Origin of the sequence: Burkholderia ubonensis (assembly GCF_902833085.1) — a bacterium.
GTDB classification, from domain to species: Bacteria; Pseudomonadota; Gammaproteobacteria; order Burkholderiales; family Burkholderiaceae; genus Burkholderia; species Burkholderia ubonensis.
In genome coordinates, this window is the sequence record NZ_CADFEB010000013.1 from 127,894 (window position 1) to 154,245 (window position 26,352).

Genomic DNA, 26,352 nt, shown 5'->3' on the forward strand with positions numbered 1-26,352 from the left:
CCACCACAACAAGGACTGGAGGAGAAGATGGAGAAGCATCATCGATTTGCACTGCGAATGATGGCTGGGCTGCTCGTATCGGGCGGCGCGTTGGCGCAAAGCAGCGTCACGCTGTACGGCATCGTCGACCAGAGCATCCGCTACACGACGCACGCGGACGGGGCGAACGGTGCAAGCGTGCAACTGACCAACGGCGCGATCACGAACAGCCGCTGGGGGATGAAAGGCGACGAAGCGCTCGGCGGCGGGCTGAAGGCGATCTTTCGGCTCGAAAGCGGGTTCGAGCCGCAGAACGGCCAGCTCGACGGCGCGCTGTTCGGCCGCTATGCCTACGTCGGCCTGTCTGGCGACTGGGGCACGGTCAAGCTGGGCCGGCAGGCGACCGAGGCGTTCAATCTGTTCGGCGATCTCGATCCGCTGACCGTCGGCAACTACACGGCGAACATGTGGCCGTATTTCCTCACGCAGGGCCGCGCGAGCAACGCCGTCAGCTACGACGGCACGTTCGGCGGGCTGAATGTCGGCGCGAGCTACGGCTTCGGCGGCGTGGCCGGCAGCATGAGCGCCAACGCCTATTGGGGCGTGCGCGCCGCATACACGCAAGGCGGGCTGATGGCCGGCGCGACCTACCAGCAGGTGCGCGACCTGAACGGCCGCGCGCAGCAGGCGTGGGGCGCGGGTGCGCGCTACACGTTCGGCGCGGCGACGCTGTACGCGGGCTATCTCGGCGGCATCGACCGCTCGGGCGTGCTCGATCAGGCGCTGCTGAACGCGCCGGGCCGCAAGGTGACCTATGGCTCGTTCGCCGACGATCCGCGCCGGGATGCGATCTTCTACGCGGGTGCGAGCTACCGGTTCACGCCGGCCGTGTCGGTGACGGGCGCGGCCTACTACGACGACATCCGGAACGTGAACGGCGTGGCCGGCAATCGCGGCAAGCGCTACACGGGCGTGCTGGAAGCCGAGTATGCGCTGTCGAAGGCGACGCAGCTCTACGCGACGGTCGACTACAACAAGGTATCGGGCGGCGCGTTCACCGAACTGCCGGGCCGCGGCAACCAGACCGGCGTCGCGGTTGGGCTGCGCCACATGTTCTGAGCCGGGCGAACGGCGCGCGACGGCCGCAACGCCGCCGCGCGCCGTTCGCGGTTTCGCCACGACAATCGATATCGAACGAGGTCACTCGATGCAACCTGAATCAAAAGGGCACTTCCAGCACATCGCGGCGCGCGAGCAGGGCCTGCGCCGCACGCTTTCCGCGCGGCAGATGGCGATGATCGCGATCGGCGGCGCGATCGGCACCGGGCTTTTTCTCGGCAGCGGTTTCGCGATCGGCTTCGCCGGCCCGAGCGTGCTCGTCAGCTACGCGATCGGCGCATTCATCTCGCTGCTGCTGATGGGCTGTCTCGCGGAAATGACGGTCGCGCACCCGACGTCCGGTTCGTTCGGCGCGTACGCCGAGCATTACGTGAGCCCGTGGGCCGGCTTTCTCGTGCGCTACGCGTACTGGGCGTGCATCGTGCTCGCGGTCGGCACCGAAGTCACCGCGATCGCGCTATACATGAAGTACTGGTTCCCGGGCGTGCCGGGCTGGCTGTGGATCGTCGGCTTCTCCGCGCTGCTCGTGTTCGTCAACGCGCGCAGCGTCGACGTGTTCGGCTCGGTCGAATACGCGTTCTCGGTCGTGAAGATCGCGGCGATCGTCGGCTTCATCATGCTCGGCGCGTACGTCGTGTTCGGCGATCCGGCGCTGGTCGGCGGCGGCGCGGCGCGCGCGGGTCTCCATCATTACGTCGCGCACGGCGGCTTCTTTCCGAAAGGCGCGTGGGGGACCTGGGTGGCCGTGATCGTGTCGATCTTCAGCTACCTGAGCATCGAGATGATCGCGGTGGCTGCCGGCGAGGCGCAGGACCCCGAGCGCGCGGTGACGCGCGCGTTCCGCTCGACGATCGTGCGGCTCGTGCTGTTCTATCTCGTCACGCTCGCACTGATGCTCGCGATCGTGCCGTGGACGGCCGCCGGCCGCGACGAAAGCCCGTTCGTCAAGGTGATGGAGGCGATCCGTCTGCCGGGCGCGGCGGGGCTGATCAACTTCGTCGTGCTGGTCGCCGCGTTGTCCGCGATGAACAGCCAGCTCTACATCACGACGCGGATGATGTTCAGCCTGTCGCGCGCGGGGCATGCGCCGAAGGCGCTCGGCGAAGTGAACGCGCGCGGCGTGCCGCTCGGCGCGCTGCTGCTGTCGACGCTCGGCATCGCGCTCGCGACGGTCCTGAGCGTGCTGTATCCGGACGCGTCGTTCACGATCATGATGTCGGTGTCGATGTTCGGCGCGCTGTTCACGTGGATGATGATCTTCGTCACGCATTACTGCTTCCGGCGCCGCCGCGCGGCGAGCGGGCTGCCGCTGCCTGCGTTCCGGATGCGCGGCTTTCCGCTGCTGACGCTGCTCGGCGCGGGGCTGATGCTCGCGGTGATGGTTACCACGTACTTCACGCCGGAATTCCACATGACGCTGATCTTCGGCATCCCGTTCCTCGCCGTGCTGTCCGTCGTGTACGGCGTGTGGTACCGGCGCGCGCAGCCCGCGCTGCAGCCGGGCGCCGACTGACGCCCGCGCGCGCTCACCCTTCAAGCGCCGGCAGCGCATCGATCGACGCGCGCAGATAGTCCGCAAAGCGCAGTGCGACCGGTTCGGCGCTCCCGCTGCGCTTCAGCTCGAGCGTGCGCGATTCGAGCGGCGCGTCCTTCAGCGGCCGGAACGCGAGCCGGTCGCTCTTCACCTGCTGCAGCACGCGCGGCACGAGCGCGACGCCCATCCCGAACTCGATCATCGACAGGATGGTCTGCCACAGCCGCGCCTCGTGACGGATCAGCGGGCTGAAGCCCGCATTCACGCATTGCGCGATGATCAGGTCGTGATAGTGCGGGGCCGCGTCGCGCGGAAACAGGATGAACGGCTCGTCCGAGAGCGCGGCGAGCGCGACCTGCCGGCGCCGCGCGAGCGGATGTCCGGCCGGCAGGCAGCAGACGAACGGCTCCGCATAGATCGGCGTCGAATCGACCTCGGGCGGGAAGTGGCCCCAGTGCGCGTAGCCGAGGTCGATCTGGCCGCGCTGGATCGCCTGCACCTGCGCCTGCGTGTTCATTTCCGAGAGCACGATCTCGACCCCCGGGTAGTCGGCCTCGAAGCGCCGCACCGCATCGGGCAGCCCGCGATACAGCATCGAATGGACGAAGCCGACCCGCAGCCGCCCCGCGTACCCGGACGCCGAACGGACCGTCAGGCGCTCGGCCTCGGCCGCCTGCAGCAGCAGCCGGCGCGCCTCGCCGAGCAGCACCTCGCCGGCGTTGGTCAGCGCGACCGACTTGCTGGTGCGCGCAAACAGCTGCACGCCGAGCGCGTCCTCGAACTTGCGGATGTCGAAGCTCAGCGCCGGCTGCGAGATGAACAGCCGCTTGGCGGCGCGCCCGAAATGCAGCTCCTCGGCCACCGCGACGAAATATCGAAGCTGCTTCAGTTCCATCGCGTCTTCCTCCCCCGGCTTCGGCATCGATAAGCGCTTTCTATCGTACCGGATAAATCCTGTATTGGACGCTTATCGATCCCACGCCTACGCTGAGCGGACCGCTTTGCATGGGGCAGGAGACACCGACATGAACGACACCGATCGCGCGCCGACCCCCGGCGCGTCCAATATCCCCGACACCCGGGGCATCAATTTCTTCACCGCGGATCCGGATCTGGGCGTGCTGCTGAGGCTCCATCTCGGCGATGCGCGTTATGCGGAACTCGAACCGCAGCTGCGCGCGCTCGGCGCGCGCGTCAGCGGCGAGCTCGACGAATGGGCCGCATGCGCGGACAAGCATCCGCCGGTGCTCGAGCATCGCAACCGGCGCGGCGAGCCCGTGCAGCGGATCGACAAGCATCCCGCGTACGTCGCGCTCGAGCGCGTCGCGTATGCGGAACTCGGGCTCGCGTCGCTGAGCCACCAGCGCGCGCCCGAGTCGCCGCTCGTCAAGTACGCGCTGACCTTCCTGTTCGTGCAGGCGGAATTCGGGCTGTGCTGCCCGGTCAGCATGACCGACTCGCTGACCCGCACGCTGCGCCGCTTCGGCGAGCCAGAGCTCGTCGCGCGCTATCTGCCGATGCTCGCGTCGCGCGACTTCGACACGCTGTACCAGGGCGCGATGTTCATGACCGAGCAGGCGGCGGGCTCCGACGTCGGCCGGGTCGCGACGCGCGCGGCGCGCGACACGGACGCGCACGGCGACACGGTGTGGCGCCTGTACGGCGACAAGTGGTTCTGCTCGAACGCGGACGCGGATCTCGCGATGGTGCTCGCGCGGCCCGACGGCGCGCCGGACGGCATCAAGGGCCTGGCGCTGTTCCTGCTGCCGAAGACGCTGCCGGACGGCACGCGCAACCACTACCGGATCGTGCGGCTGAAGGACAAGCTCGGCAGCCGGTCGATGGCGAGCGGCGAGATCGCGCTCGAAGGCGCGCACGCGTACCTGATCGGCGAGATCGGCCGCGGCTTCCACCAGATGGCGGACATGATCAACATGTCGCGGCTGTCGAACGGCGTGCGTGCGGCGGGCCTGATGCGGCGCGCGATGAACGAGGCGCTGCACGTCGCCATGCATCGCGAGGCGTTCGGCCGCAAGCTGATCGAGATGCCGCTGATGCAGCGGCAGCTGATGAAGATGCTGCTGCCGACCGAGGCCGCGCGCACGATGTTCATCCGGATCGCGCTGCTGCTGCAGCAGGCCGACGCCGGCGATGCCGAGGCCGCGCGCTGCGTGCGGATCCTGACGCCGCTGATCAAGTTCCGCGCGTGCCGCGACGCGCGCCGCGTGACGGGCGACGCGATGGAAGTGCGCGGCGGCACCGGCTACATCGAGGAATGGAGCGACGCGCGGCTCGTGCGTGATGCGCATCTCGGCTCGATCTGGGAAGGCACGAGCAACATCGTCGCGCTCGACGTCGCGCGCGCCGCGCAGCGCGAGCGGGCGCTCGACGCGCTGCATGCGTTCCTCGCCGACCGGCTCGGCCAGGCGCCGTTGCCGGACGCGAGCCGCACCGTGTTCAGGCGCGTGCTCGCGCGCGCAACCGATGCGCTCGCGCAGGTCGCGACGAGCGGCGACGACGCAGGCGTGCGCCAGGCCGCGTCCGCGCTGTACTACGCGAGCGCGGCGATCCTGATGGCATGCGAGGGCGTATGCACGGCGCCGGACCATCGCCGTCTCGCGCTCGCGCACCTGATCGTGCGCGAGAAGCTGCTGCCCGTCGATCCGCTCGCGCCGTCGTCGCGCCGCGCGTGCCACGACGAGGCGGCGACGGTCGACGCGCTGCTGCGCGGCGCGCCGGTGTCGCTCGACGCGGCGCTCGACCTGCTTCCGGAGGTCGAGCGATGAACGGGACGCAAGGCGCACTGGCCGGCCTGAAGGTCGTCGACCTGAGCCGCGTGCTCGGCGGCCCGTACTGTACGCAGGCGCTCGCCGACCACGGCGCGCAGGTCATCAAGATCGAACCGCCCGCGGGCGACGAGACGCGCGGCTGGGGGCCGCCGTTTCTCGACGACACCGCGTGGTACTTCATCGGCGTCAACCGCAACAAGGAGGGGCTCGCGCTCGACCTGTCGCGCGACGAGGGCCGCGCGATCCTGTGGCGTCTGCTCGAGGAGGCCGACGTGCTGGTCGAGAACTTCAAGCCGGGCACGCTCGCGCGCTGGGGCATGGACTACGCGCGCGACCTGCGGCCGCGCTTTCCGCGGCTGATCCACTGCGCGGTGACGGGCTTCGGCGCCGACGGCCCGCTCGGCGGGCTGCCCGGCTACGACGCGGTGATTCAGGCGATGGCCGGGCTGATGAGCGTCAACGGCGAGCGCGACGGCGACGCGATGCGCATCGGCCTGCCGATCGTCGACATGGTGACGGGGCTCAACGCGCTCGCCGGGATCCTGCTCGCGCTGGCCGAGCGCGAAAGGAGCGGGCAGGGGCAGTCGATCGACATCGCGCTCTACGACTGCGGCGTGTCGCTGCTGCATCCGCATCTGCCGAACTTCTTCGGCTCCGGGCGCGTGCCGGAACGCAGCGGCAACGCGCATCCGAACATCGCGCCGTACGACGGCTACCGCACCGCGACCGCGCCGATCTTCCTGGCGGTCGGCAACGACCGGCAGTTCGCGCGGCTCGTCGCGCATCTCGGCGCGCCGGAACTGGCGGACGATCCGCGCTTCGTCGACAACCGCAGCCGCTGCGCGCACCGGCCCGAGCTGAAGGCCGCGCTGGAGGCGTTGCTGGCTGCGCATGCATGCGCGCCGCTCGCGCGCGACCTGATGGCGGCCGGCGTGCCGTGCGGCCCGGTGCAGACCGTCGCCGACGTCGCGCGCGACCCGCATACGCTGCACCGGAACCTGCTCGTCGAAATCGGCCGCTACCGCGGCACCGCGTCGCCGATCCGGCTGTCGCGCACGCCGGCGACCTATCGCTCGCCGCCGCCTGCGTTGGGCCGCGACACGCGCGCGGTGCTCGACCGTCTCGGGGTCGATCCGGCGCTGCAGCAGCAATTGCTCGACGCCGGCGTGCTGAAGGCGCCCGACTGACGCGAGGCCGCCGGCCGGCGGCCCAGCCAGGCCAACCGGCCAAACCGGCCAAACCGGACAAGGCGCGCGGCAGTCGCGCCACCGACTACAGACATGGAGACAACGATGACCCGTCCGCAATCCCTTCCCGCCGCGAACCCGCGGCCGGGCCGCGCCGCGCTTGCCGCGTTCGTCGGCACGACGATCGAGTGGTACGACTTCTATATCTACGGCACGGCCGCCGCGCTCGTGTTCGGCAAGGTGTTCTTTTCGAGCACGATGAATCCCGGCGTCGCGACGCTGCTCGCGTTCGTCACGTTCTGGGCCGGCTTCGCGGCGCGTCCGCTCGGCGGGATCGTGTTCGGCCATCTCGGCGACCGCGTCGGCCGCAAGATCGCGCTCGTGATCACGCTGGTGATGATGGGGCTCGCGACCACCGGCATCGGCCTGTTGCCGAGCTACGCGCAGATCGGCGTGTGGGCGCCGGCCGGACTCGTCGTGCTGCGTGTGCTGCAGGGCGTCGCGGTCGGCGGCGAGTGGGGCGGCGCGGTGCTGATCGCGAGCGAAAACGCGCCGAAGCACCGGAGCATCCTGTACGCGGCGTTCGCGCAGCAGGGCTCGCCCACCGGCAACCTGCTCGCGACCGGCGCGTTCTTCGCGCTGAGCGCGCTGCCGACGCCCGCGTTCCTGATGTGGGGCTGGCGCATTCCGTTCCTGCTGTCGGCGGTGCTCGTGGTCGTCGGCATGGTGATCCGCCTGAGGCTCGAGGAGTCGGCCGACATGCGGCGCGTGCTGCAGCGCAAGCGCACGGTGAAGCTGCCGCTGCGCGACGTGGTGCGCGATCACTGGCCGGTCGTGCTGCTCGCGGCCGGCACGCTGCCCGTCATCAACGTCACGTATTTCCGCAGCACGTTCGCACTGTCGTGGGCGACCAAGGAGCTCGGCTACGCGCAGGGGACGTTCCTCGGAATCCTGTCGATGTCGCTCGTCGTGCAGTTCCTGATGCAGCCCGTCGGCGCATGGCTCGTGTCGAAGATCGACATGCGGCGCGCGATGTGCTGGATCCTGATTCCGGAGATCGTGCTGATGCCGGTGATGTTCCACGCGCTTGCAACCCGCTCGTACTGGATCGCCGTCGCCGGCATGTGCGTGTCGACGATTCCGTCGGCGATGTTCTACGGCGCGGTCGGCGGCGTGCTCGCGCGGGTGTTTCCGGCGAACATCCGCTATACGGGGCTGTCGCTCGCGTACCAGTTGAGCGCGCTCGTCGTCGGCGGCGGCACGCCGGTGCTCGCGCAGGCGATCCTCAACGCGACGGGCAGCATCGTCGGCGTCGCGATCGCGTCGGGGCTCTACGCGTGCGTGTCGCTCGTCTGCATGCTGGCGCTGCTGAACCGCACGGGCCATCGCGCGGACGAGCTGTCGAGCGCCGAGCGCAGCGATGCGGCGGAATGGGGCGCCGAAAACACGGCGAGCGGGCCGGAGCAGGCGGGCGAGGGCGGCGCGCTGAAGCCGGCGGGGTGAGCGGCGCGGCGCGCGCTGTCGCCGCCGGAAGCCGCCCCCCAAAACGAAAACGGCACCGCGCGTCGCACGGTGCCGTTTTCGATATCGCTGCAAGACCGGCCGAAGCCGGCCGCGCGACTCGCGTCAGCCTTCCGTCGGCGGCACGTAGCCGGACGCCTGGTCCGCGCCTTCGCCGAAGAAGTACTTCTCGGTCTGCTTCATCAGGTACTGGCGCGCGCGCGGGTCGGCCATGTTCAGGCGGTTTTCGTTGATCAGCATCGTCTGCTGCTTGAGCCAGCCCTGCCACGCTTCCTTCGACACGCTTTCGTAAATGCGCTTGCCGAGTTCGCCCGGCAGCGGCGGGAAATCGAGACCTTCGGCTTCCTTGCCGAGCTTCGCGCATTGGATCATTCGAGCCATCGTGTACTTCTCCTGTAATCGGTCTGGGGGGAGGGCAGTCGGGCCTGCGCTCAGAGCTGCTTCATCAGCACGAGCGACTTGCGCTGCCAGTTATAGAGTTTGCGGCGGTCTTCCGGCAGGTCGTCGACGCTCACCTTCACGAAGCCGCGCTTGAGGAACCAGTGCTCGGTGCGCGTCGTGAGCACGAAGATGTGCGTGAGGCCGCGCGCCCGCGCGCGCTGCTCGATGCGCTTGAGCAGCCGCTCGCCGTCGCCGGAGCCTTGCGCCTCGGGCGCGACGGTCAGGCACGCCATCTCGCCGATCTTTTCCTGCTGATAAGGGTAAAGCGCCGCGCAGCCGAACAGCACGCCGTCGTGCTCGATCACCGAGAAGTGGTCGATGTCGCGCTCGATCTGGTGGCGCCCGCGGCGCACCAGCGTGCCGTCCGTCTCGAGCGGCTCGATCAGCGACAGGATGCCGCCGACGTCGTCCGGCGTCGCTTCGCGCAGGCTCTCGAGGTTCTCGTACGAGATCATCGTGCCGACGCCGTCGTGCAGGAACAGCTCGAGCAGCATGCTGCCGTCGAGCGACTGCGGGATCAGGTGCGCACGGGTCACGCCGCCGCGGCACGCGCGGATCGAATGCTTCAGGAAGAACGCGTCGTCGCCCTGGATGTTGCCCGAGTCGAGCAGATCGGCGGCCGCGTCGAGCGACATTTCGCGGACCAGCTCGCCTTCGTCGTCGACGATGCCGGGGCCTTCGGTCAGGAAGATGATCTTGTCGGCGCGCAGCGCGATCGCGGCGGCCGACGCGACGTCTTCCATCGACAGGTTGAACGCCTCGCCGGTCGGCGAGAAGCCGAGCGGCGACAGCAGCACGAGCTTGCGGCTCGCGAGCGAATGGCGGATCGATTCGGCGTCGATCTTGCGCACGACGCCCGTATGCGCGAAATCGACCCCGTCGAGAATCCCGACCGGCCGCGCCGTCACGAAGTTGCCCGACACGACGCTGATGTGCGCGTGCGCCATCGGCGAGTTCGGCAGGCCCTGGCTGATCGCGGCCTCGATGTCGAGGCGCACTTCGCCCGCCGCTTCCTTCGCGGATTCGAGCGCGCGCGCATCGGTGATGCGCAGCCCGTGCGAAAACTCGGATTCGACACCGTGCAGGCTCAGCTGCTCCTCGACCTGCGGCCGCGAGCCGTGCACGAGCACGATCTGGATGCCCATCGCCTGCAGCAGCGCGATGTCGGACACCAGCGCGTTCAGCAGCCCCTGCTGCACCACCTCGCCGCCGAATCCCACGACGAACGTGCTGTTGCGGAACTTGTGGATATAGGGCGCGACGGAGCGCATCCAGTCCACGAACTGCGCGTGGCTGGCGGCCGAATCGTCGGCGGCCGGCGGGTTCGCGGCGCCGGACTGGGCGGGGGGGAGGTCGGTTTGGGAATTCATGGGCGGGATTATAATGCGCCCCCATGTCGAATGTACCTAAAAGTCCCGCGCCGACGCGGGCCAACGCGCCGTCGGCCGAGCACCCGGATGGTGCGGCCGACGCACGCAAGCCTGAGGGCCGGACACCACGCGCGCCGACGGGCAATCCGCAGGGCGGGCCGCAACGCGAGCGACGCAGCGATTCGCAGGCCCAGCCGCAGCGCGAGCCGCAACGAGAACGGCGCGACGCGCCGCGCGAGCCCGCCGCGCAGGACGCGCGCGCACCGCGCCGCGAACGTCCGCCGCGCGCCGCCGTCACGCCCAATCCGGTCCCGCCGATCACGTACCCCGAAAGCCTGCCCGTGTCGGGCAAGCGCGACGAGATCGCGCGCGCGATCGCCGGCCATCAGGTCGTCATCGTGTGCGGCGAGACGGGCTCGGGCAAGACCACCCAGCTGCCGAAGATCTGCCTCGAACTCGGCCGCGGCCTCGGCGCGGGCGGCACCGGCCTGATCGGCCACACGCAGCCGCGCCGGCTCGCCGCGTCGTCGACCGGCCGCCGCATTGCCGAGGAGCTCGGCACGCCGTTCGGCGAAGTGGTCGGCTACAAGGTGCGCTTCACCGACAATCTCGCGCCCGGCGCGTCCGTCAAGCTGATGACGGACGGCATCCTGCTCGCCGAGACGCAGACCGATCCGCTCCTGAGGGCGTACGACACGCTGATCATCGACGAGGCGCACGAGCGCAGCCTGAACATCGACTTCCTGCTCGGCTACCTGAAGCAGATCCTGCCGAAGCGCCCGGACCTGAAACTGGTCGTCACGTCGGCGACGATCGATGCGGACCGCTTCGCGCGCCATTTCGGCAGCGAGGAGCGGCCCGCGCCCGTCATCGAGGTGAGCGGCCGGCTGTACCCGGTCGAGATGCGCTACCGCCCGGTCGCGGAGGACCGCCCGGCGGTCAAGAACGCGGAAGGCACCGCCAGCCGCGACCGTGTGAAGACCGCGCGCGAGGCCGAGCGCGACCTGATGGACGCGATCGTCGACGCGGTCGACGAGCTGTGCCGCGAAGGCTCGGGCGACGTGCTGGTGTTCCTGCCCGGCGAGCGCGAGATCCGCGAGGCCGCCGAAGCGCTGCGCAAGCATCACCCGCCGCACACCGAGATCCTGCCGCTGTTCGCGCGCCTGTCCGCGGGCGAGCAGGACCGGGTGTTCAAGCCGTCGAACGCGCGCCGCATCGTGCTCGCGACGAACGTCGCCGAGACCTCGCTGACGGTGCCGGGCATCCGCTACGTGGTCGACACGGGCCTCGCGCGCGTGAAGCGCTATTCGTACCGGAACAAGGTCGAGCAGCTGCAGGTCGAGTCGATCTCGCAGGCTGCCGCGAACCAGCGCGCGGGCCGCTGCGGCCGGGTCGCGGACGGCGTCTGCATCCGCCTGTACGAGGAAACCGACTACCAGGCGCGGCCGCGCTTCACCGATCCGGAAATCCTGCGCTCGTCGCTCGCGTCGGTGATCCTGCGGATGAAGTCGCTGCACCTGACGGCGATCGAGATGTTCCCGTTCCTCGAGCCGCCGCCGGGCCGCGCGATCGCGGACGGCTACCAGCTGCTCAACGAGCTCGGCGCGGTCGACGACGACAACGCGCTGACGCCGCTCGGCCGCGAGCTCGCGCGGCTGCCGCTCGATCCGCGGGTCGGGCGGATGATCCTCGGCGCGCGCGACCAGCAGGCGCTGCGCGAAGTGCTGATCATCGCGAGCGCGCTGTCGGTGCAGGACCCGCGCGACCGGCCGATCGACGCGCAGGAGCAGGCCGACCAGGCGCACCGCCGCTTCGCCGACGAGCGCTCGGAATTCCTGCAGTGGCTGAAGATCTGGGCGTGGTTCGAGGAAGCGGTCGCGCACAAGAAGTCGAACCGCCAGCTGATCGACGCGTGCCGCCAGAATTTCCTGTCGCACCTGCGCCTGCGCGAATGGCGCGACGTCCATTCGCAGCTCCTGACCGTCGTGCGCGAGCACGGCTGGCGGCTGAACGACGCGGAAGCGACCTACGAGCAGGTGCATCTGGCCCTGATGACGGGCCTGCTCGGCAACCTCGGGCTGAAGGCCGACGACGAGCCGCACTATCTCGGCGCGCGCGGGATCAAGTTCTTCCTGTGGCCGGGCTCGGCGCTCGCGAAGAAGGCCGGACGCTGGGTGATGGCGGCCGAGCTGGTCGAGACGAGCCGGCTGTACGCGCGCTGCCTCGCGAAGATCGAGCCGGAATGGATCGAGAAGGTCGGCGCGCATCTGCTGAAGAAGGCGCTGTCGGAGCCGCACTGGGAAAAGCGCCCGGCGCAGGTGAGCGCATTCGAGCGCGCGACGCTGTACGGCTTGCCGGTCTACCACCGGCGGCGCGTCGCGTTCGGCAGGCAGGACCCGGCGCGCGCGCGCGAGCTGTTCATCCGCGGCGCGCTCGTCGAAGGCGAGTTCGACACGAAGCTGGCGTTCTTCGCGCACAACCGCAAGCTGCTCGCCGACATCGAGCAGCTCGAGCACAAGTCGCGCCGGCAGGACGTGCTGGTCGACGACGAGCTGATCTACGCGTTCTACGACCAGGCGCTTCCGGAAGGCATCCACACGGGCGCCGCGTTCGAGCGCTGGTATCGCGACGAGGTGAAGAAGGGCGGCCAGCCGGAAGACAAGCTGCGCCTCCTGTACCTGTCGCGCGACGACCTGATGCGCCACGAGGCGGCGGGCGTGACGACCGAGCTGTTCCCGAAGCGCGCGACGATGGCGGGCGTCGAGATGGCGCTCACGTACCACTTCGAGCCGGGTGCGCCGCGCGACGGCGTGACGCTCGCGGTGCCGCTCTATGCGCTGAACCAAGTGGATGCGCGCCGCTGCGAGTGGCTCGTGCCGGGGATGCTGAAGGAGAAGGTGCAGCTGCTGCTGAAGTCGCTGCCGCAGAAGCTGCGCCGGCACTGCGTGCCGCTGCCCGAATTCGCGGCCGGCTTTGTCGAGCGGATGGGGCGCGAGCGCTTTGGCGCCGGCGGGCTCGTCGAGGCGCTGATCGCCGACGTGCGCGCGCAGACGCAGGTGATGATGAAGACGAGCGACTTCAAGCTCGAGACGCTGCCCGCGCACCTGTTCATGAACTTCAAGGTGATCGACGAGCACGGCCGCCAGCTTGCAATGGGGCGCAATCTCGCGCAATTGCGCAGCGAACTCGGCGCGCAGGCGCAGCAGCAGTTCCAGAAGATCGCCGCGGCGGCGACGATCACCGCCGGCGGCGACGCCGATGCGGCCCCGTCCGCGGCGCCGTCCGCCGGTGCGGGCGCCGCGCAGGGCGGCAAGAGCGTCGGCAAGGGCGGTGGCAAGGGCGAAAAGGGCGCACCGCCGCAGACCGCCGCCCCGGCGGAAGCCGGCGCGACGGCGCTCTACGAGAACCTGACGACCTGGAATTTCGGCAAGCTGCCCGAGCTGCTGGAGATCCGCCGGCGCGGGCAGACGCTGTTCGGCTACCCGGCGCTCGTCGACCGCGGCGCGCATTGCGACGTCGAGGTGTTCGATTCGCCGGAGGAGGCCGCGCGCATCCACCGCGCGGGGCTGCGGCGGCTGTTCGCGCTGCAGCTGAAGGAGCCGATCAAGTATCTGGAGAAGAACCTGCCGGGCCTGCGCGAGATGGCGATGCAGTACATGTCGCTCGGCACGCAGGACGAGCTGCGCGACCAGCTGATCGACACCGCGCTCGACCGCGCGTGCCTGCAGGACCCGCTGCCCGTCGACGACGCGAGCTTCCACGCGCGCCGCGACGAGGGCAGGAGCCGGCTGAACCTGCTCGCGCAGGAGATCGCGCGGCTCGTCGGGCAGATCCTCGCCGAATACGCGGGGCTCGCGAAGAAGCTCGCGCAGGCGAAGCCGTTCGCGCACGCGCACGCGGACCTGCAGCAGCAGCTCGCCGCGCTGGTCGGCAAGCGCTTCGTGATCGACACGCCTTACGTTCAGCTTGCGCACTTCCCGCGCTACCTGAAGGGGATCGCGCTGCGGATCGACAAGCTGAAGGCCGATCCGGCCCGCGACGCGAAGCAGTTCGGCGACCTGCAGCCGCTCGTCCAGCAATACCAGCGCGCGGTGTCGCAGCGCGGCGGCGTCGCCGATGCGCGCCTCGCGGAGTTCCGCTGGCTGCTCGAGGAGCTGCGGATCTCGCTGTTCGCGCAGGAGCTGCGCACGCCGATGCCGGTGTCGGTCAAGCGGCTGCACAAGGTCTGGGAGTCGATGCAACGCTAGGGCCGGCCGGGCCCCGGCCGGCGGCGCGCCCCGCGCGGAAATCTTTCGCGCGCGCGGGAACGCCGCCGCCGGCCCTGCGTCGAAGTGGCGCAACGTCCGTTTCCGTCAACCGGCGGGGGCGGTCGTCCGTTTTACAATGACGCCCGATCTACGACGTGAGTCTTCATGCGCACTTTCCTTTCCCTCGGCCGCACGCTCGCGCTGGCCGCAGCGGTGCTGGCGCCCGCCGCACACGCGAATAACGTCATCGTCCTCAATTCGGCCGAAGCGACGCTTTCCCTGATCGACCAGCAGAGCCGCCAGGTCATCGGCACGATGCCGACCGGCAAGGAGCCGCACCACCTGATGGCGACGCCCGACAACGGTTCGCTGATCGTCGCGAATTCGGTGTCGAACAGCCTGATGTTCGTCGATCCGAAGACGGGCAAGCTGCAACGCACGGTCGAAGGCATCGAGGATCCTTACCAGCTCGGCTTCTCGCCCGATCACAAGTGGTTCGTGTCGACCGGGCTGCGCCTCGATCGCCTCGACATCTACAGCTACGACGGCCGTGACCTGAAGATCGCGAAGCGCGTGCCGCTCGCGGTGATGCCGAGCCACCTCGCGTTCACGAAGGACAGCAAGACGGTGCTGGTGTCGCTGCAGGTGTCCGGCGAGATCGCGGCGGTCGACCTCGCGACGCAGACGGTCAAGTGGAAGATGCCGGTCGGCAAGGTGCCGGCGGGCCTGTGGCTGACGCCTGACGACAAGTACCTGCTGGTCGGGATGACCGGCGCGGACTACGTCGCGGTCGTCGACTGGCGCAACCAGAAGGTCGTGAAGACGATCCAGACCGGCAAGGGCGCGCACAACTTCCGCTCGCTCGCCGACGGCACGCACGTCGCGATCACGAACCGCGTGGCGAACACGATCAGCATCATCGACGAGAACACGCTCACCAACGTCGGCGACATCACGGGCCTGTTGCCCGGCCCCGACGACATGGAGCTGTCCGCCGACAAGAAGACGCTGTGGGTGACGTTCCGCTTCGCGAAGAAGGTCGGCATCATCGACCTCGCGTCGCGCAAGCTGGTGCAGACGATCGCCGTCGGCCGCTCGCCGCACGGGATCTACTTCTACGACCGTGCGCCGTGGAAGGCGGCGAACGGCGCGTGACGCTCGGGAGCAAACGATGCTGCACCTGATCGACGCGTTCGTGTCGGACATCCAGACCTGGCTGTACGTCGACATCGTGCAGCCGCTCCTCTTCAAGTTCAACCTGATGGACTATGACGAGGATACTTATGACGCGCTCTACTGGGTGATCGTCGGCGCGCTGCAGATCGTCGCGATGTTCGTGCTGCTGCGCCCGCTCGAGGCGCTGCGGCCGGTCGAGAAATGGACGAACCGCAAGGCGGTGCGGGTCGACGTGATCTATACGGTGATCGCGAAGCTCGGCATCTACTCGCTGTTCTTCTTCTTCGCGCTGCAGCCGCTGTTCGACAACTTCCAGGCGTGGCTGCGCCTGCACGGCATCGCGAACTTCAACCTCGACTACCTGTGGCCGGGCGTCACGTCGCAGCCGATCGTCACGTTCGCGATCTACGTCGTCGTGCTCGACTTCGCCGGCTACTGGTATCACCGCTGGCAGCACAAGATCGGCATCTGGTGGGAGCTGCACGCGGTGCATCACAGCCAGCGGCAGATGTCGCTGTGGTGCGACGACCGCAACCACCTGCTCGACGACGTGATCCAGTCGTGCTTCTTCGCGGCGATCGCGCTCGTGATCGGCGTGTCGCCGTCGCAGTTCGTCGTGCTGACCGCGCTCACCAACTTCGCGCAAAGCATCCAGCACGCCAATGCGCGGCTGTCGTTCGGCTGGCTCGGCGAGCGCCTGCTCGTCAGCCCGACGTTCCATCGCCGCCATCACGCGGTCGGCTACGGGCACGAGGGCACCAAGTACGGCTGCAACTTCGGCGTGCTGTTCCCGTGGTGGGACATGATGTTCGGCACCGCATCGTGGAACCGCACGGTCGAGCCGACCGGCATCCGCGAGCAGATCGAGGGCGTGTCGTACGGCGAGGGCTTCTGGGCGCAGCACGCTCTCGCGTTCGTGCGGATCTTCCGGCGCCTCGTCCCCGCGAAGCGCGGCGCGGCGTCGGCCTGAGCGCGGCGCCCGCCATTCCCGCCCGTCCGGCGATGCCCGCTCCTGCGCCGGATGCTCGTTTCCCGCGGCCCGTCTGCGCTTTGGCGCAGACGGGCCGCGTGGTTTATCCTTTCCCCGTTTTTCTTCGTCGACCCAGGCTCGCATGAACGACTTGCTGCGTTCCTTCGTCCGGGCACTCGCGAGCGCGCTGCACCCGCGGATGCTCTGGCTCACCCTGATGCCGTTCGTCGTCGCCGCGTTGTTCTGGGGCGTCCTGCTGTGGTTTGCGTGGCAGACGCTCATCGACGCCGCGCGCGGCGCGCTCGACGGCTTCGCGCTGACGGCGGCGCTCTACCGCGTGTTCGACCTGCTCGGCATGTCGCAGCTGCATGCGGTCGTCGCGCCGTTCGTCGTCGTGGCGCTCGCGGTGCCGCTGATCGTGCTGACGGTGCTGCTGCTGATCGCGTCGATTTCGATGCCGGTCGTGGTCAAGTACCTGTCGAGCCGCCAGTTCGCGGCGCTCGAGATGAAGCGGGGCGGCACCTTCGTCGGCAGCATGTTCAACGCGTTGTGGACGGCGTTCGCCGGCATCGTGGCGCTCGTCGTCACGCTGCCGCTGTGGCTGATCCCGCCGTTCTTCGCGCTGCTGCCGCCGGTGATCGGGGGCTGGATCACGTATCGGGTGATGACCTACGACGCGCTCGCGGAGCACGCGAGCCGCGACGAACGCCGCGCGCTCGTGCAGCGGCACCGCTGGCCGCTGATCGGCATCGGCGTCGCGACCGGGCTGCTCGGCACGCTGCCGACCTTCATCTGGGTGTCGTCGGTCTGGATGATGGTGCTGTTTCCGTTCGTCGCGGCCGCGATGATCTGGGTTTACGCGTTCATTCTGGTTTTTTCGGCGCTGTGGTTCGGCCATTACTGCCTGCGCGCGCTGGAAGACCTGCGCGCGACGCCGCGCGCCACCACCATCGACATGGGGCAGGCATGAGTATCGGCATCATCATCATCGGCGACGAAATCCTTTCCGGCCGCCGGCAGGACAAGCATCTCGCGAAGCTCATCGAGCTGCTCGGCGCGCGCGGCCTCGCGCTCGACTGGGCCGAGTACGTCGGCGACGATCCGGCGCGGATCACCGCGACGCTTGCCCGCGCGTTCGCGGCGGGCGACATCGTGTTCTCGACGGGCGGCATCGGCGCGACGCCGGACGACCATACGCGCCAGTGCGCGGCCGCGGCGCTCGGCGTGCCGCTCGAGCTGCATCCGGACGCGAAGCTGCTGATCCAGGAGCGGATCCGCGAGACGCACACCGACCCGGACCAGCCGATCGATTTCGACTCGCCGGAAAACCGGCACCGGTTCAACATGGGCGTGTTTCCGCGCGGCGCGACGATCATCCCGAACGGCTACAACCGGATTCCGGGCTTCTCGGTCGGCGACGTCCACTTCGTGCCGGGCTTCCCGGTGATGGCGTGGCCGATGATCGAATGGGTGCTCGACACGCGCTATGCGCACCTGCATCACGCGACGCCGCACGCGGAGCGCTCGCTGTACGTGTTCGAGCTGCCGGAATCGACGCTCACGCCGCTGATGGAGAAGATCGAGCGCGATTTTCCGGGCGTGCGGGTGTTCAGCCTGCCGAGCGTCGGCGATGCGGAGCGGGGCGGGATCTACGCGCGCCGCCATATCGACCTCGGCGTGAAGGGCGAGCCGGAAGCGGTCGCGGCCGCGTTCGTGAAGCTGCGCGAAGGCGTGCACCTGCTCGGCGGCGATGTCGTCGAGCCCGACGCGACGCGCGCGTCGTAAGCGAGAACGCAACGGGTCGCAGTCGTTCACCGACGCGGCCCGTCATCGGGATGTCATCGCCCGGCTCGACGATGACGCAGGCGGCGCGCGTGCGCCGTCAGGCGCCGATCCACGGCAGTTTCCGGAAGCACCAGCCTTCGACCGTCTTGCGGTGGCCTTCGGCGTCCTTCGCGCCCTCGAAGCCTTCGAGCAGGTCGAACGCCTTCGTGTAGCCGGCCTGCGTGGCGGCGAGCGCGGCGAGTTTCGAGCGCGCGGCGCTGCGGCACAGGAACAGCACCGGTGCGCCGGGTTCGACGGCCGCCTTCAGCTGGTCGACGAATTCGGCATTCGGCACGCCGCCCGGGTAGCGGGTCCATTCGAGATGCAGGTACTGGCCGTCGCCGACGAGCGGGCGGCCGACCCAGTCCAGCTCGGCGCGGGTGCGCACGTCCACGAGGCGCGCCGACGGGTCGAGCTGCAGCAGTTCGAATGCCTCGGCCGGCAGCAGCGCGCCGGCATAGTTCAGCGCGCCTTGGGCGCGGCGTTCGTCGGCCTTCGCGTAAAGCTGTTCGAGCGTACTCATGGCAGGAGGTCTCCCTATCGGTCAAACGAACATTCTAGCGCGCCGCCTGCCGCGCGATGCCCATGCGCCACGCGGCCCGTGCACGGCGCGTGTGCTCACCAAAAGAGTGCAAAATCCGCGCAATGCACCATAATGATTCATTCGTGGTGCCGGGCGCGGAGGGTTGCACCATCGAGGTGCTTGCGATGAACCGGCAAGGCCCCGAAATTGCGCGGCGTAGCCTCGCCGCGGCGCGCCACGGCGCGATTTGCGCCCGGCCCGCGCAAGCATGGCACGGAAGCTGCTTTATTGAATTCGGTCGAATCGGGGCACGCTGCGCCAAAGCCAAGCTCCGAGCAGCTCGATAAACGAGGCGGTCCCCAGTCCGCCGGTATTGTTCAATCAGGAGAAGAGGTTATGAGTAAAACCGTCGCCGACGTCATGCAGCTCGTGAAGGACGAGGACGTCAAGTTTGTCGATTTCCGCTTCACCGATACGCGCGGCAAGGAGCAGCACGTGTCGGTGCCGGTGTCGGCGTTTGACGAAGACAAGTTCGAGAACGGTCACGCGTTCGACGGCTCGTCGATCGCCGGCTGGAAGGGCATCGAGGCGTCGGACATGCTGCTCATGCCGGATCCGAGCGCCGCGTTCGTCGACCCGTTCTACGAAGAGTCGACGCTGGTGCTGACCTGCGACGTGGTCGAGCCGGCCGACGGCAAGGGCTACGAGCGCGACCCGCGTTCGCTCGCGAAGCGCGGCGAGGCGTACCTGAAGAGCACGGGCCTGGGCGACACCGCGTACTTCGGTCCGGAGCCGGAATTCTTCATTTTCGACTCGGTCCAGTGGAACACGGACATGTCGGGCTGCTTCGTGAAGATCAACTCGGAAGAAGCGCCGTGGTCGTCGGCCAAGGAATTCGAAGGCGGCAACACGGGCCACCGTCCGGGCACGAAGGGCGGCTACTTCCCGGTCGCGCCGGTCGACACGTTCCAGGACATGCGTTCGGAAATGTGCCTGCTGCTCGAACAGCTCGGCATCCCGGTCGAAGTGCACCACCACGAAGTGGCGGGCCAGGGCCAGAACGAAATCGGCACGAAGTTCTCGACGCTCGTGCAGCGCGCCGACTGGACGCAATGGTCGAAGTACATCATCCACAACGTCGCGCACTCGTACGGCAAGACGGCGACGTTCATGCCGAAGCCGGTCGTCGGCGACAACGGTTCGGGCATGCACGTTCACCAGTCGATCTGGAAGGACGGCCAGAACCTGTTCGCGGGCAACGGCTATGCCGGCCTGTCGGAATTCGCGCTGTTCTACATCGGCGGCATCATCAAGCATGCCCGTGCGCTGAACGCGATCACGAACCCGACGACGAACTCGTACAAGCGTCTCGTCCCGCACTTCGAGGCGCCGGTCAAGCTCGCTTACTCGGCACGCAACCGTTCGGCATCGATCCGCATTCCGCACGTGTCGAACCCGAAGGGCCGCCGCATCGAAACGCGCTTCCCGGACCCGATGGCCAACCCGTACCTGTGCTTCACGGCGCTGATGATGGCGGGCCTCGACGGCGTGCAGAACAAGATCCACCCGGGCGAAGCCGCCGACAAGAACCTGTACGACCTGCCGCCGGAAGAGGATGCAAAGATCCCGACCGTCTGCGCGGGCCTCGACCAGGCGCTCGAAGCACTCGACAAGGATCGCGAGTTCCTGACGCGCGGCGGCGTGTTCACGGACGGCATGATCGATGCGTACCTCGCGCTGAAGGAGCAGGAGCTCGCGAAGTTCCGCATGACGACGCATCCGATCGAGTTCGAGATGTACTACTCGCTGTAAGCGGCGATGGCGCTTCGACGCTTCAGCGGGCGAAGCGCCGCCACGCCGGTTCGCTCGCGCCGCGCAACTCCCGGCGCGAGCAGCGGAATCTGAAAAGGGGACGGCGCCCAGCCGTCCCTTTTTTGTTCCGCGGCATTCACAATTTTTGCGCATCCAGGGCTCGATAAGCACGCAAGATGGTTCTGAAGAATCTGATCAAGGCGAAGACGGGGCAGCCTGAGCGTCTGTCGGATGACGAGCGGCTCGCGCGTTCGGGGCTGCTCGCCGGGCTGGAGGCGTTGCCGACGGTCGTGCTGGTGCTCGACCGCAAGACGCTGAAGATCGCGTTCGCGAATCCGTCCGCGGAGGCGATGCTCGACATTTCGCGCCGCCAGCTCGCGCAGCGGCCGTGGAGCGAGATCTTCCCGAACGCGAACGAGCTCGCGTCGACGATCACCGCGATCGGCGAGGAACGCTTTCACGCGACGCACCTCGACACCGTGCTCGACCGGCCCGGCCGCGAGCCGCTGCATGTGCACGCGATCGTCGGCTTTCTCGAGAGCGCGCAGGATTTCGTGCTCGTCGAGCTGTTCGAGAACGAGCGCCAGTCGCGCACCGACCGCGAGGAGCGCATCCACGACCTGACCGCGGTCAACAAGCAGCTGATCCGCAATCTCGCGCACGAGATCAAGAACCCGCTCGGCGGGATCCGCGGCGCCGCGCAGCTGCTCGAATTCGAGCTCGGCGAGCGCGAGCGCGGCGAGCTGCGCGAATACACGCAGGTGATCATCAAGGAGTCCGATCGCCTGCAGACGCTCGTCGACCGGCTGCTCGAGCCGCACCGGCATCCGCACATCGTCGGCGACGTGAACATCCACGAAGTGTGCGAGCGCGTGCGCGCGGTGATGCTCGCCGAGTTCCCGCGCGGGCTGTCGATCGAGCGCGACTACGACGTCAGCGTGCCGGACCTGCGCGGCGACAAGGAGCAGCTGATCCAGGCGCTGCTGAACATCGTGCGCAACGCGGCGCAGGCGCTGCGCGAGCGGATCGCGCAGGGCGACGCGCGCATCGAGCTGCGCACGCGGGTCGCGCGCAAGATCACGATCGCGAAGCGCCTGTACAAGCTGGCACTGGACTTGCACGTGATCGACAACGGGCCGGGCATTCCGGACGAGATCCGCGACCGGATCTTCTACCCGCTCGTGTCCGGGCGCGAGGACGGCAGCGGCCTCGGCCTCACGCTCGCGCAGACGTTCGTGCAGCAGCACGAAGGGATGATCGAGGTCGAAAGCCGGCCCGGTCGCACCGAATTTCAGATTTTGCTGCCGCTCGATCACTGAGCGGCGACCCGCGATTCACCGAGATATCTGACCGACCTATGAAGCCGATCTGGATAGTAGACGACGACCAATCGATCCGCTGGGTGCTCGAAAAGGCACTCGCGCGCGACAGCTTCGCGACGAAGAGCTTCTCGAACGTGCGCGACGCGCTCGGCGCGCTCGACCACGAGACGCCGCAGGTGCTGGTGTCCGACATCCGGATGCCGGGCGGCTCGGGCCTCGAGCTGCTGCAGGCGGTGCACGAGCGGATGCCGGACCTGCCGGTGATCATCATGACCGCGTTCTCCGATCTCGACAGCGCCGTCGCGGCGTTCCAGGGCGGCGCGTTCGAATACCTCGCGAAGCCGTTCGACGTCGACAAGGCCGTCGAGCTGATCCGCCGCGCGGTCGAGGAGAGCCTGCGCAGCGGCGCGCCGCAGGACGACCGCGTCGCCGAGGCGCCCGAGATGCTCGGCCAGGCCCCCGCGATGCAGGACATGTTCCGCGCGATCGGCCGCCTGTCGCATTCGGCCGCGACCGTGCTGATCACCGGCGAGTCGGGCACCGGCAAGGAGCTCGTCGCGCGGGCGCTGCACCGCCACAGTCCGCGCGCGAACGGGCCGTTCATCGCGCTCAACACCGCGGCGATTCCGAAGGACCTGCTCGAATCCGAGCTGTTCGGCCACGAGCGCGGCGCGTTCACCGGCGCGCAGACCACGCGCCAGGGCCGCTTCGAGCAGGCCGAGAACGGCACGCTGTTCCTCGACGAAATCGGCGACATGCCGTTCGACCTGCAGACGCGCCTGCTGCGCGTGCTGTCGGACGGCCAGTTCTATCGCGTCGGCGGCCACAGCCCGCTGCGCGCGAACGTGCGCGTGATCGCCGCAACGCACCAGAACCTCGAGTCGCGCGTGCGGCAGGGGCTGTTCCGCGAGGATCTGTATCACCGGCTCAACGTGATCCGGCTGCGCCTGCCGCCGCTGCGCGAACGCAGCGAGGACATCGCGCTGCTCACGCGTCACTTCCTGCAGAAGAGCGCGCGCGATCTCGGCGTCGAGCCGAAGCGCGTGTCGGACGAGGCGCTCGCGTACCTGACGTCGCTGCCGTTCCCCGGCAACGTGCGGCAGCTCGAGAACCTCGCGAACTGGCTGACCGTGATGGCGCCCGCGCAGACGGTCGAGATCAAGGACCTGCCGCCCGATCTCGTGCCGTCCGGCGCGGCCGTCGTCGCGATGGGCGACGCGGCCGACGCGCAGGCGGCGGGCAGCGACGCGAGCGCGTTGCCGCCGCTCGCCGGCGTGACGGGTGCGCCGGCCGCCGCTGCGCCGAACGGCGGCGCGCCGGCCGGCTACCCGATGTGGGAGCACGGGCTGCGCACCGAGGTCGCGCGCTTGTTGCGCGAGAACTCGGCCGACGTGATGGACGAACTCGCGCGTCGCTTCGAGGCCGCGGTGATCCGCGAGGCGCTCGACTTCACGCGCGGCCGCAAGGTCGAGGCGGCGGAGCGGCTCGGCATCGGCCGCAACACGATCACGCGCAAGATCCAGGAACTGCATCTGGAGCCGTAAGCGCGCAGTGCGGCATGCGCGGGCGCCGCGCATGCCGCGATCGGACATAATCTCGGTTTGACCGCAGTGTGCTGCCGCGCCGATCCGCCATGTCCGACTCCTTCCGCTGGCCCGCCGGGGCCGACCCGTTCCGTTTTCTCGAAGCGCTCGACAGCGCGCGCGCCCGCGCGTGGGTCGGCGAGCAGAATGCGCGCACGCGCGTCGCGCTGCGCGACGACGACGCGTATCGCGCGCTCGTGGCGCGCCTCGCACAAGCCTATTTGCCGCGCGAGCGCCCGGTGATTCCGACCCGCTGGCGCGACTGGGCGTACGACCTGTGGCAGGACGACCTTCATCCGAAGGGGTTGTGGCGCCGCGCGCGCTGGGACGACTGGCGCGCGGGCCGGCCGGCGTGGGAAACGCTGCTCGACGTCGACGCGCTCGGCGAGGAAGAGGGCGAGTCGTGGGTGTTCGAGCACGACGCGATCCTGTATCCGGACGGCGATCGCGCGCTGCTGTCGCTGTCGCCGGGCGGCGCCGACGCGGTCGTCGTGCGCGAGTTCGATCTCGTCGAGCGCCGCTTCGTCGACGGCGGTTTCACGATCGACGAGCCGGGCCATCATACGATCGGCTGGATCGATCGCGACACCGTCTACGTGAGCTGGGATCGCGGCGAAGCGCATTCGACCGCGGCAGGCTATCCGTACGAAGCGCGGCGCTGGGTGCGCGGCACGCCGCTCGCCGACGCGCCGGTCGTGTTTCGCGGCGAGCCCGACGACATCAGCGCGGGTGCGTGGTTCGACCCCGTCGACGGCCGCCACGGCGCATTACGCAGCGTCGACTTCTTCGATTTGCATTCGTACCGGCTGACCGCCGAAGGCGAGTGGGCGCGCTACGACGTGCCGACGCACGTCGAGGTCGGATTCTGGCAGGGCTGGCTCGTGATGGAGCCGCGGCTCGACTGGGAATGCGACGGCGTGCGGCACGCGGGCGGCTCGCTGCTCGCGATCCGCGAGGACGCGTTTCTTGCCGGCTCGCGCGCATTCGACACGCTGTTCGAGCCGGGGCCGACGACGTCGGCGTGCACGTGGACGCACACGCGCCGCACGCTGATCGCGAGCTGGCTCGACGACGTGAACAACCGCACGCTGCTGTGGCAGCCGCGGCAGGCCGACGACGGCGCGTGGACGTGGGACGCGCGGCCGTTCGACTGGCCGGGCGACGCGCAGATCGACGTCGAGCCCGTCGAGGCGACGCTGAACGACGACGTCTACGTGGACGTCGACACCTATCTCGATCCGCCCGAATGCTGGCTGGCCGATCTTGCCGATCGTGCGGCCGATGCGCCGTCGCGCCGCGTGCTGCTCGACCGGCCGCCGGTGCAGTTCGACCCGGCCGGGCTCGTCGTGCGTCGCGCCAATGCGCGCTCGCGCGACGGCACCATGGTGCCGTACACGCTGATCGGGCCGCGCGATGCGCTGGATGCGCGCGACGGCGGCGCGCGTGTCGCGCGGCCGTGCCTGCTGTCCGGCTACGGCGGCTTCGCGTTGCCGAACCTGCCGGGCTACAGCGATGCGCTCGGCATCGCGTGGTTCGAGCGCGGCGGCGTCGCGGCGTTCGCGCACATCCGCGGCGGCGGCGAGTTCGGGCCGCGCTGGCACGTCGACGCGCAGCGCGAGCACCGGCAGCGTTCGTTCGACGATTTCATCGCGGTGGCCGAGGATCTGATCGGGACGGGCGTGACGACGGCCGCGCAACTCGGCATCGAGGGCGGCAGCAACGGCGGGCTGCTGGTCGCCGCGTGCATGGTGCAGCGGCCGGAGCTGTTCGGCGCGGTGCTGTGCCGGGTGCCGCTGCTCGACATGCGACGCTATCCGAAGCTGCACGCGGGCGCCGCATGGCTGGACGAGTACGGCGACCCGGACGACCCGCGCGAGGGGGCGGCGCTGGCCGCGTACTCGCCGTATCACCGGGTGCGCGAAGGCGTCACGTATCCGCCGCTGCTGCTGACGACGTCGACGCGCGACGATCGCGTGCATCCCGCGCATGCGCGCAAGATGGCCGCGCGCATGCACGCGCTCGGCCACGAACGGGTGTGGTACTGGGAGAACACCGACGGCGGCCACGGCAGCGCCGACGATCTGGAGCGCGCCGAATCCGACGCGGCCGAATTCGGTTTCCTGTGGGCCCATCTCGGGCCCGCTCCCGCGCGTCGCTGACCACGCGCGGGCAGCGTGCTCAGCCGACGACCGCGACCACGGGCGTATGGTCGGACGGCTGCTCCCACGTGCGCGGCGTGCGATCGACGACGCACGACGTGCAGGTTTCGGCGAGCGCCGGCGACAGCAGGATGTGGTCGATGCGCAGCCCCGCGTTGCGGCGGAACGCCAACATCCGGTAGTCCCACCACGTGAAGGTCTTTTCGGGCTGCTCGAAGCGGCGGAACGCGTCGACGAGCCCGAGTTCGATCAGGCCCGCGAAGTGCGCGCGCTCCTGCGGCGACACGAGATTCTGGCCTTCCCATTTCGCGGGGTCGTGCACGTCGCGGTCTTCCGGCGCGATGTTGTAGTCGCCGAGCAGCGCGAGCTTCGGGTAGCGCTGCAGTTCGCTGCGCAGCCACGCGTTCAGCGCGTCGAGCCACTGCATCTTGTAGACGAATTTGTCGGAGTCGGGCGCCTGGCCGTTCGGGAAATACGCGGAAATGATGCGTGTGCCGCCGATCGTCACCGCGATCACGCGCTGTTGCGGATCGTCGAAGCCGGGGACGTTGCGGGTGATGTCCGATTCGTCGAACGGCAGGGTGTCGCGCGCGAGGATCGCGACGCCGTTGTAGGTCTTCTGGCCGGTGTACCAGCAGCGATAGCCTGCGGCCTCGAGATCGGCGCGCGGGAATTTGTCGTCCGGCAGCTTCAGCTCCTGCAGGCACAGCACGTCGGCGCCGCTTTGCGCGAGCCAGTCGAGCACGTGCTGCTTGCGGACGTTGAGCGAGTTGACGTTCCAGGTGGCGATCTTCAT

The 26,352-nt window shown here is 69.0% G+C and carries 19 protein-coding genes; 14 read left to right on the forward strand and 5 right to left on the reverse strand.

What is annotated here, in order from left to right:
* Positions 1-27 precede the first annotated feature (27 nt).
* Together HWX31_RS31855 and HWX31_RS31860 are read left to right on the forward strand one after the other, a co-directional pair.
* Entirely contained in the window at positions 28-1,098 is a 1,071-nt protein-coding gene (locus tag HWX31_RS31855; RefSeq protein ID WP_174963427.1) for a porin, read from the forward strand.
* 88 nt (positions 1,099-1,186) lie between these two features.
* A complete protein-coding gene (locus HWX31_RS31860; protein WP_174963429.1) occupies positions 1,187-2,611 on the forward strand; it encodes an amino acid permease in 1,425 nt (474 codons plus the stop codon).
* Between the two features lie 13 nt (positions 2,612-2,624).
* Here the strand turns inward: HWX31_RS31860 and HWX31_RS31865 are convergent, their stop codons facing one another.
* Complete coding sequence (locus HWX31_RS31865; RefSeq protein ID WP_174963431.1) at positions 2,625-3,527, reverse strand: LysR family transcriptional regulator; 903 nt, start codon at positions 3,525-3,527, stop codon at positions 2,625-2,627.
* A 130-nt stretch (positions 3,528-3,657) separates the two neighbouring features.
* Here HWX31_RS31865 and HWX31_RS31870 point away from each other — a divergent pair, with 130 nt between their 5' ends.
* The 3 genes from HWX31_RS31870 (at position 3,658) to HWX31_RS31880 (ending at position 8,111) form a co-directional block, all read left to right on the forward strand.
* The gene (locus tag HWX31_RS31870) at positions 3,658-5,418 is read left to right on the forward strand and encodes an acyl-CoA dehydrogenase family protein (protein WP_174963434.1); all 1,761 of its coding nucleotides are present in this window, start codon (positions 3,658-3,660) and stop codon (positions 5,416-5,418) included.
* On the forward strand, positions 5,415-6,608 hold the full coding sequence (locus HWX31_RS31875; protein WP_174963436.1) for a CaiB/BaiF CoA transferase family protein: 1,194 nt from the start codon (positions 5,415-5,417) through the stop codon (positions 6,606-6,608). Before HWX31_RS31870 ends, HWX31_RS31875 begins: the two co-directional genes overlap by 4 nt.
* A gap of 105 nt (positions 6,609-6,713) precedes the next feature.
* Positions 6,714-8,111 (forward strand): MFS transporter, encoded by a 1,398-nt coding sequence (locus HWX31_RS31880; RefSeq protein WP_174963438.1) that lies wholly within the window; start codon positions 6,714-6,716, stop codon positions 8,109-8,111.
* A 123-nt stretch (positions 8,112-8,234) separates the two neighbouring features.
* Here HWX31_RS31880 and HWX31_RS31885 read toward each other — a convergent pair whose 3' ends face one another.
* Positions 8,235-8,510: an oxidative damage protection protein gene (locus HWX31_RS31885; RefSeq protein WP_009692666.1), complete on the reverse strand. Its 276-nt coding sequence runs from the start codon at positions 8,508-8,510 to the stop codon at positions 8,235-8,237.
* A gap of 50 nt (positions 8,511-8,560) precedes the next feature.
* The gene (argA, locus tag HWX31_RS31890; protein WP_076474912.1) at positions 8,561-9,940 is read right to left on the reverse strand and encodes an amino-acid N-acetyltransferase; all 1,380 of its coding nucleotides are present in this window, start codon (positions 9,938-9,940) and stop codon (positions 8,561-8,563) included.
* Between the two features lie 23 nt (positions 9,941-9,963).
* Here argA and hrpA point away from each other — a divergent pair, with 23 nt between their 5' ends.
* The 5 genes from hrpA (at position 9,964) to HWX31_RS31915 (ending at position 18,118) form a co-directional block, all read left to right on the forward strand.
* Positions 9,964-14,187: an ATP-dependent RNA helicase HrpA gene (gene hrpA / locus HWX31_RS31895; RefSeq protein WP_174963440.1), complete on the forward strand. Its 4,224-nt coding sequence runs from the start codon at positions 9,964-9,966 to the stop codon at positions 14,185-14,187.
* 165 nt (positions 14,188-14,352) lie between these two features.
* Complete coding sequence (locus tag HWX31_RS31900) at positions 14,353-15,342, forward strand: YVTN family beta-propeller repeat protein (RefSeq protein ID WP_174963442.1); 990 nt, start codon at positions 14,353-14,355, stop codon at positions 15,340-15,342.
* A 16-nt stretch (positions 15,343-15,358) separates the two neighbouring features.
* Positions 15,359-16,333 carry a sterol desaturase family protein gene (locus HWX31_RS31905; RefSeq protein WP_174963444.1) on the forward strand — a complete coding sequence of 325 codons (975 nt, stop codon included), beginning with the start codon at positions 15,359-15,361 and terminating at the stop codon, positions 16,331-16,333.
* A gap of 142 nt (positions 16,334-16,475) precedes the next feature.
* Positions 16,476-17,303, forward strand: coding sequence for an EI24 domain-containing protein (locus HWX31_RS31910; protein WP_174963446.1), 828 nt, complete (start codon positions 16,476-16,478; stop codon positions 17,301-17,303).
* A complete protein-coding gene (locus HWX31_RS31915) occupies positions 17,300-18,118 on the forward strand; it encodes a competence/damage-inducible protein A (RefSeq protein WP_174963448.1) in 819 nt (272 codons plus the stop codon). The genes HWX31_RS31910 and HWX31_RS31915 overlap by 4 nt, the downstream gene beginning before the upstream one ends.
* A gap of 97 nt (positions 18,119-18,215) precedes the next feature.
* Here HWX31_RS31915 and HWX31_RS31920 read toward each other — a convergent pair whose 3' ends face one another.
* Positions 18,216-18,680 carry a rhodanese-like domain-containing protein gene (locus tag HWX31_RS31920; protein WP_010091916.1) on the reverse strand — a complete coding sequence of 155 codons (465 nt, stop codon included), beginning with the start codon at positions 18,678-18,680 and terminating at the stop codon, positions 18,216-18,218.
* Between the two features lie 396 nt (positions 18,681-19,076).
* Between HWX31_RS31920 and glnA the strand changes: the two genes are divergently transcribed.
* The 4 genes from glnA to HWX31_RS31940 all read left to right on the forward strand — a co-directional run bounded on the left by glnA (position 19,077) and on the right by HWX31_RS31940 (position 25,556).
* Positions 19,077-20,492 (forward strand): type I glutamate--ammonia ligase, encoded by a 1,416-nt coding sequence (glnA, locus tag HWX31_RS31925; protein ID WP_029226484.1) that lies wholly within the window; start codon positions 19,077-19,079, stop codon positions 20,490-20,492.
* Between the two features lie 176 nt (positions 20,493-20,668).
* On the forward strand, positions 20,669-21,811 hold the full coding sequence (glnL, locus tag HWX31_RS31930) for a nitrogen regulation protein NR(II) (RefSeq protein ID WP_174963450.1): 1,143 nt from the start codon (positions 20,669-20,671) through the stop codon (positions 21,809-21,811).
* 38 nt (positions 21,812-21,849) lie between these two features.
* Positions 21,850-23,358: a nitrogen regulation protein NR(I) gene (gene ntrC, locus HWX31_RS31935; protein ID WP_059649833.1), complete on the forward strand. Its 1,509-nt coding sequence runs from the start codon at positions 21,850-21,852 to the stop codon at positions 23,356-23,358.
* 89 nt (positions 23,359-23,447) lie between these two features.
* Positions 23,448-25,556: a prolyl oligopeptidase family serine peptidase gene (locus HWX31_RS31940; RefSeq protein WP_174963452.1), complete on the forward strand. Its 2,109-nt coding sequence runs from the start codon at positions 23,448-23,450 to the stop codon at positions 25,554-25,556.
* A gap of 19 nt (positions 25,557-25,575) precedes the next feature.
* Here the strand turns inward: HWX31_RS31940 and xth are convergent, their stop codons facing one another.
* Complete coding sequence (gene xth / locus HWX31_RS31945; protein ID WP_174963454.1) at positions 25,576-26,352, reverse strand: exodeoxyribonuclease III; 777 nt, start codon at positions 26,350-26,352, stop codon at positions 25,576-25,578.

What these genes read in the sequence shown, in the direction of transcription:
- HWX31_RS31855 (WP_174963427.1), top strand. Translation starts at nt 28, where the DNA reads ATGGAGAAGCATCATCGATTTGCACTGCGAATGATGGCTGGGCTGCTC.
- HWX31_RS31860 (WP_174963429.1), top strand. Translation starts at nt 1,187, where the DNA reads ATGCAACCTGAATCAAAAGGGCACTTCCAGCACATCGCGGCGCGCGAG.
- HWX31_RS31865 (WP_174963431.1), bottom strand. Translation starts at nt 3,527, where the DNA reads ATGGAACTGAAGCAGCTTCGATATTTCGTCGCGGTGGCCGAGGAGCTG.
- HWX31_RS31870 (WP_174963434.1), top strand. Translation starts at nt 3,658, where the DNA reads ATGAACGACACCGATCGCGCGCCGACCCCCGGCGCGTCCAATATCCCC.
- HWX31_RS31875 (WP_174963436.1), top strand. Translation starts at nt 5,415, where the DNA reads ATGAACGGGACGCAAGGCGCACTGGCCGGCCTGAAGGTCGTCGACCTG.
- HWX31_RS31880 (WP_174963438.1), top strand. Translation starts at nt 6,714, where the DNA reads ATGACCCGTCCGCAATCCCTTCCCGCCGCGAACCCGCGGCCGGGCCGC.
- HWX31_RS31885 (WP_009692666.1), bottom strand. Translation starts at nt 8,510, where the DNA reads ATGGCTCGAATGATCCAATGCGCGAAGCTCGGCAAGGAAGCCGAAGGT.
- argA (WP_076474912.1), bottom strand. Translation starts at nt 9,940, where the DNA reads ATGAATTCCCAAACCGACCTCCCCCCCGCCCAGTCCGGCGCCGCGAAC.
- hrpA (WP_174963440.1), top strand. Translation starts at nt 9,964, where the DNA reads ATGTCGAATGTACCTAAAAGTCCCGCGCCGACGCGGGCCAACGCGCCG.
- HWX31_RS31900 (WP_174963442.1), top strand. Translation starts at nt 14,353, where the DNA reads ATGCGCACTTTCCTTTCCCTCGGCCGCACGCTCGCGCTGGCCGCAGCG.
- HWX31_RS31905 (WP_174963444.1), top strand. Translation starts at nt 15,359, where the DNA reads ATGCTGCACCTGATCGACGCGTTCGTGTCGGACATCCAGACCTGGCTG.
- HWX31_RS31910 (WP_174963446.1), top strand. Translation starts at nt 16,476, where the DNA reads ATGAACGACTTGCTGCGTTCCTTCGTCCGGGCACTCGCGAGCGCGCTG.
- HWX31_RS31915 (WP_174963448.1), top strand. Translation starts at nt 17,300, where the DNA reads ATGAGTATCGGCATCATCATCATCGGCGACGAAATCCTTTCCGGCCGC.
- HWX31_RS31920 (WP_010091916.1), bottom strand. Translation starts at nt 18,680, where the DNA reads ATGAGTACGCTCGAACAGCTTTACGCGAAGGCCGACGAACGCCGCGCC.
- glnA (WP_029226484.1), top strand. Translation starts at nt 19,077, where the DNA reads ATGAGTAAAACCGTCGCCGACGTCATGCAGCTCGTGAAGGACGAGGAC.
- glnL (WP_174963450.1), top strand. Translation starts at nt 20,669, where the DNA reads ATGGTTCTGAAGAATCTGATCAAGGCGAAGACGGGGCAGCCTGAGCGT.
- ntrC (WP_059649833.1), top strand. Translation starts at nt 21,850, where the DNA reads ATGAAGCCGATCTGGATAGTAGACGACGACCAATCGATCCGCTGGGTG.
- HWX31_RS31940 (WP_174963452.1), top strand. Translation starts at nt 23,448, where the DNA reads ATGTCCGACTCCTTCCGCTGGCCCGCCGGGGCCGACCCGTTCCGTTTT.
- xth (WP_174963454.1), bottom strand. Translation starts at nt 26,352, where the DNA reads ATGAAGATCGCCACCTGGAACGTCAACTCGCTCAACGTCCGCAAGCAG.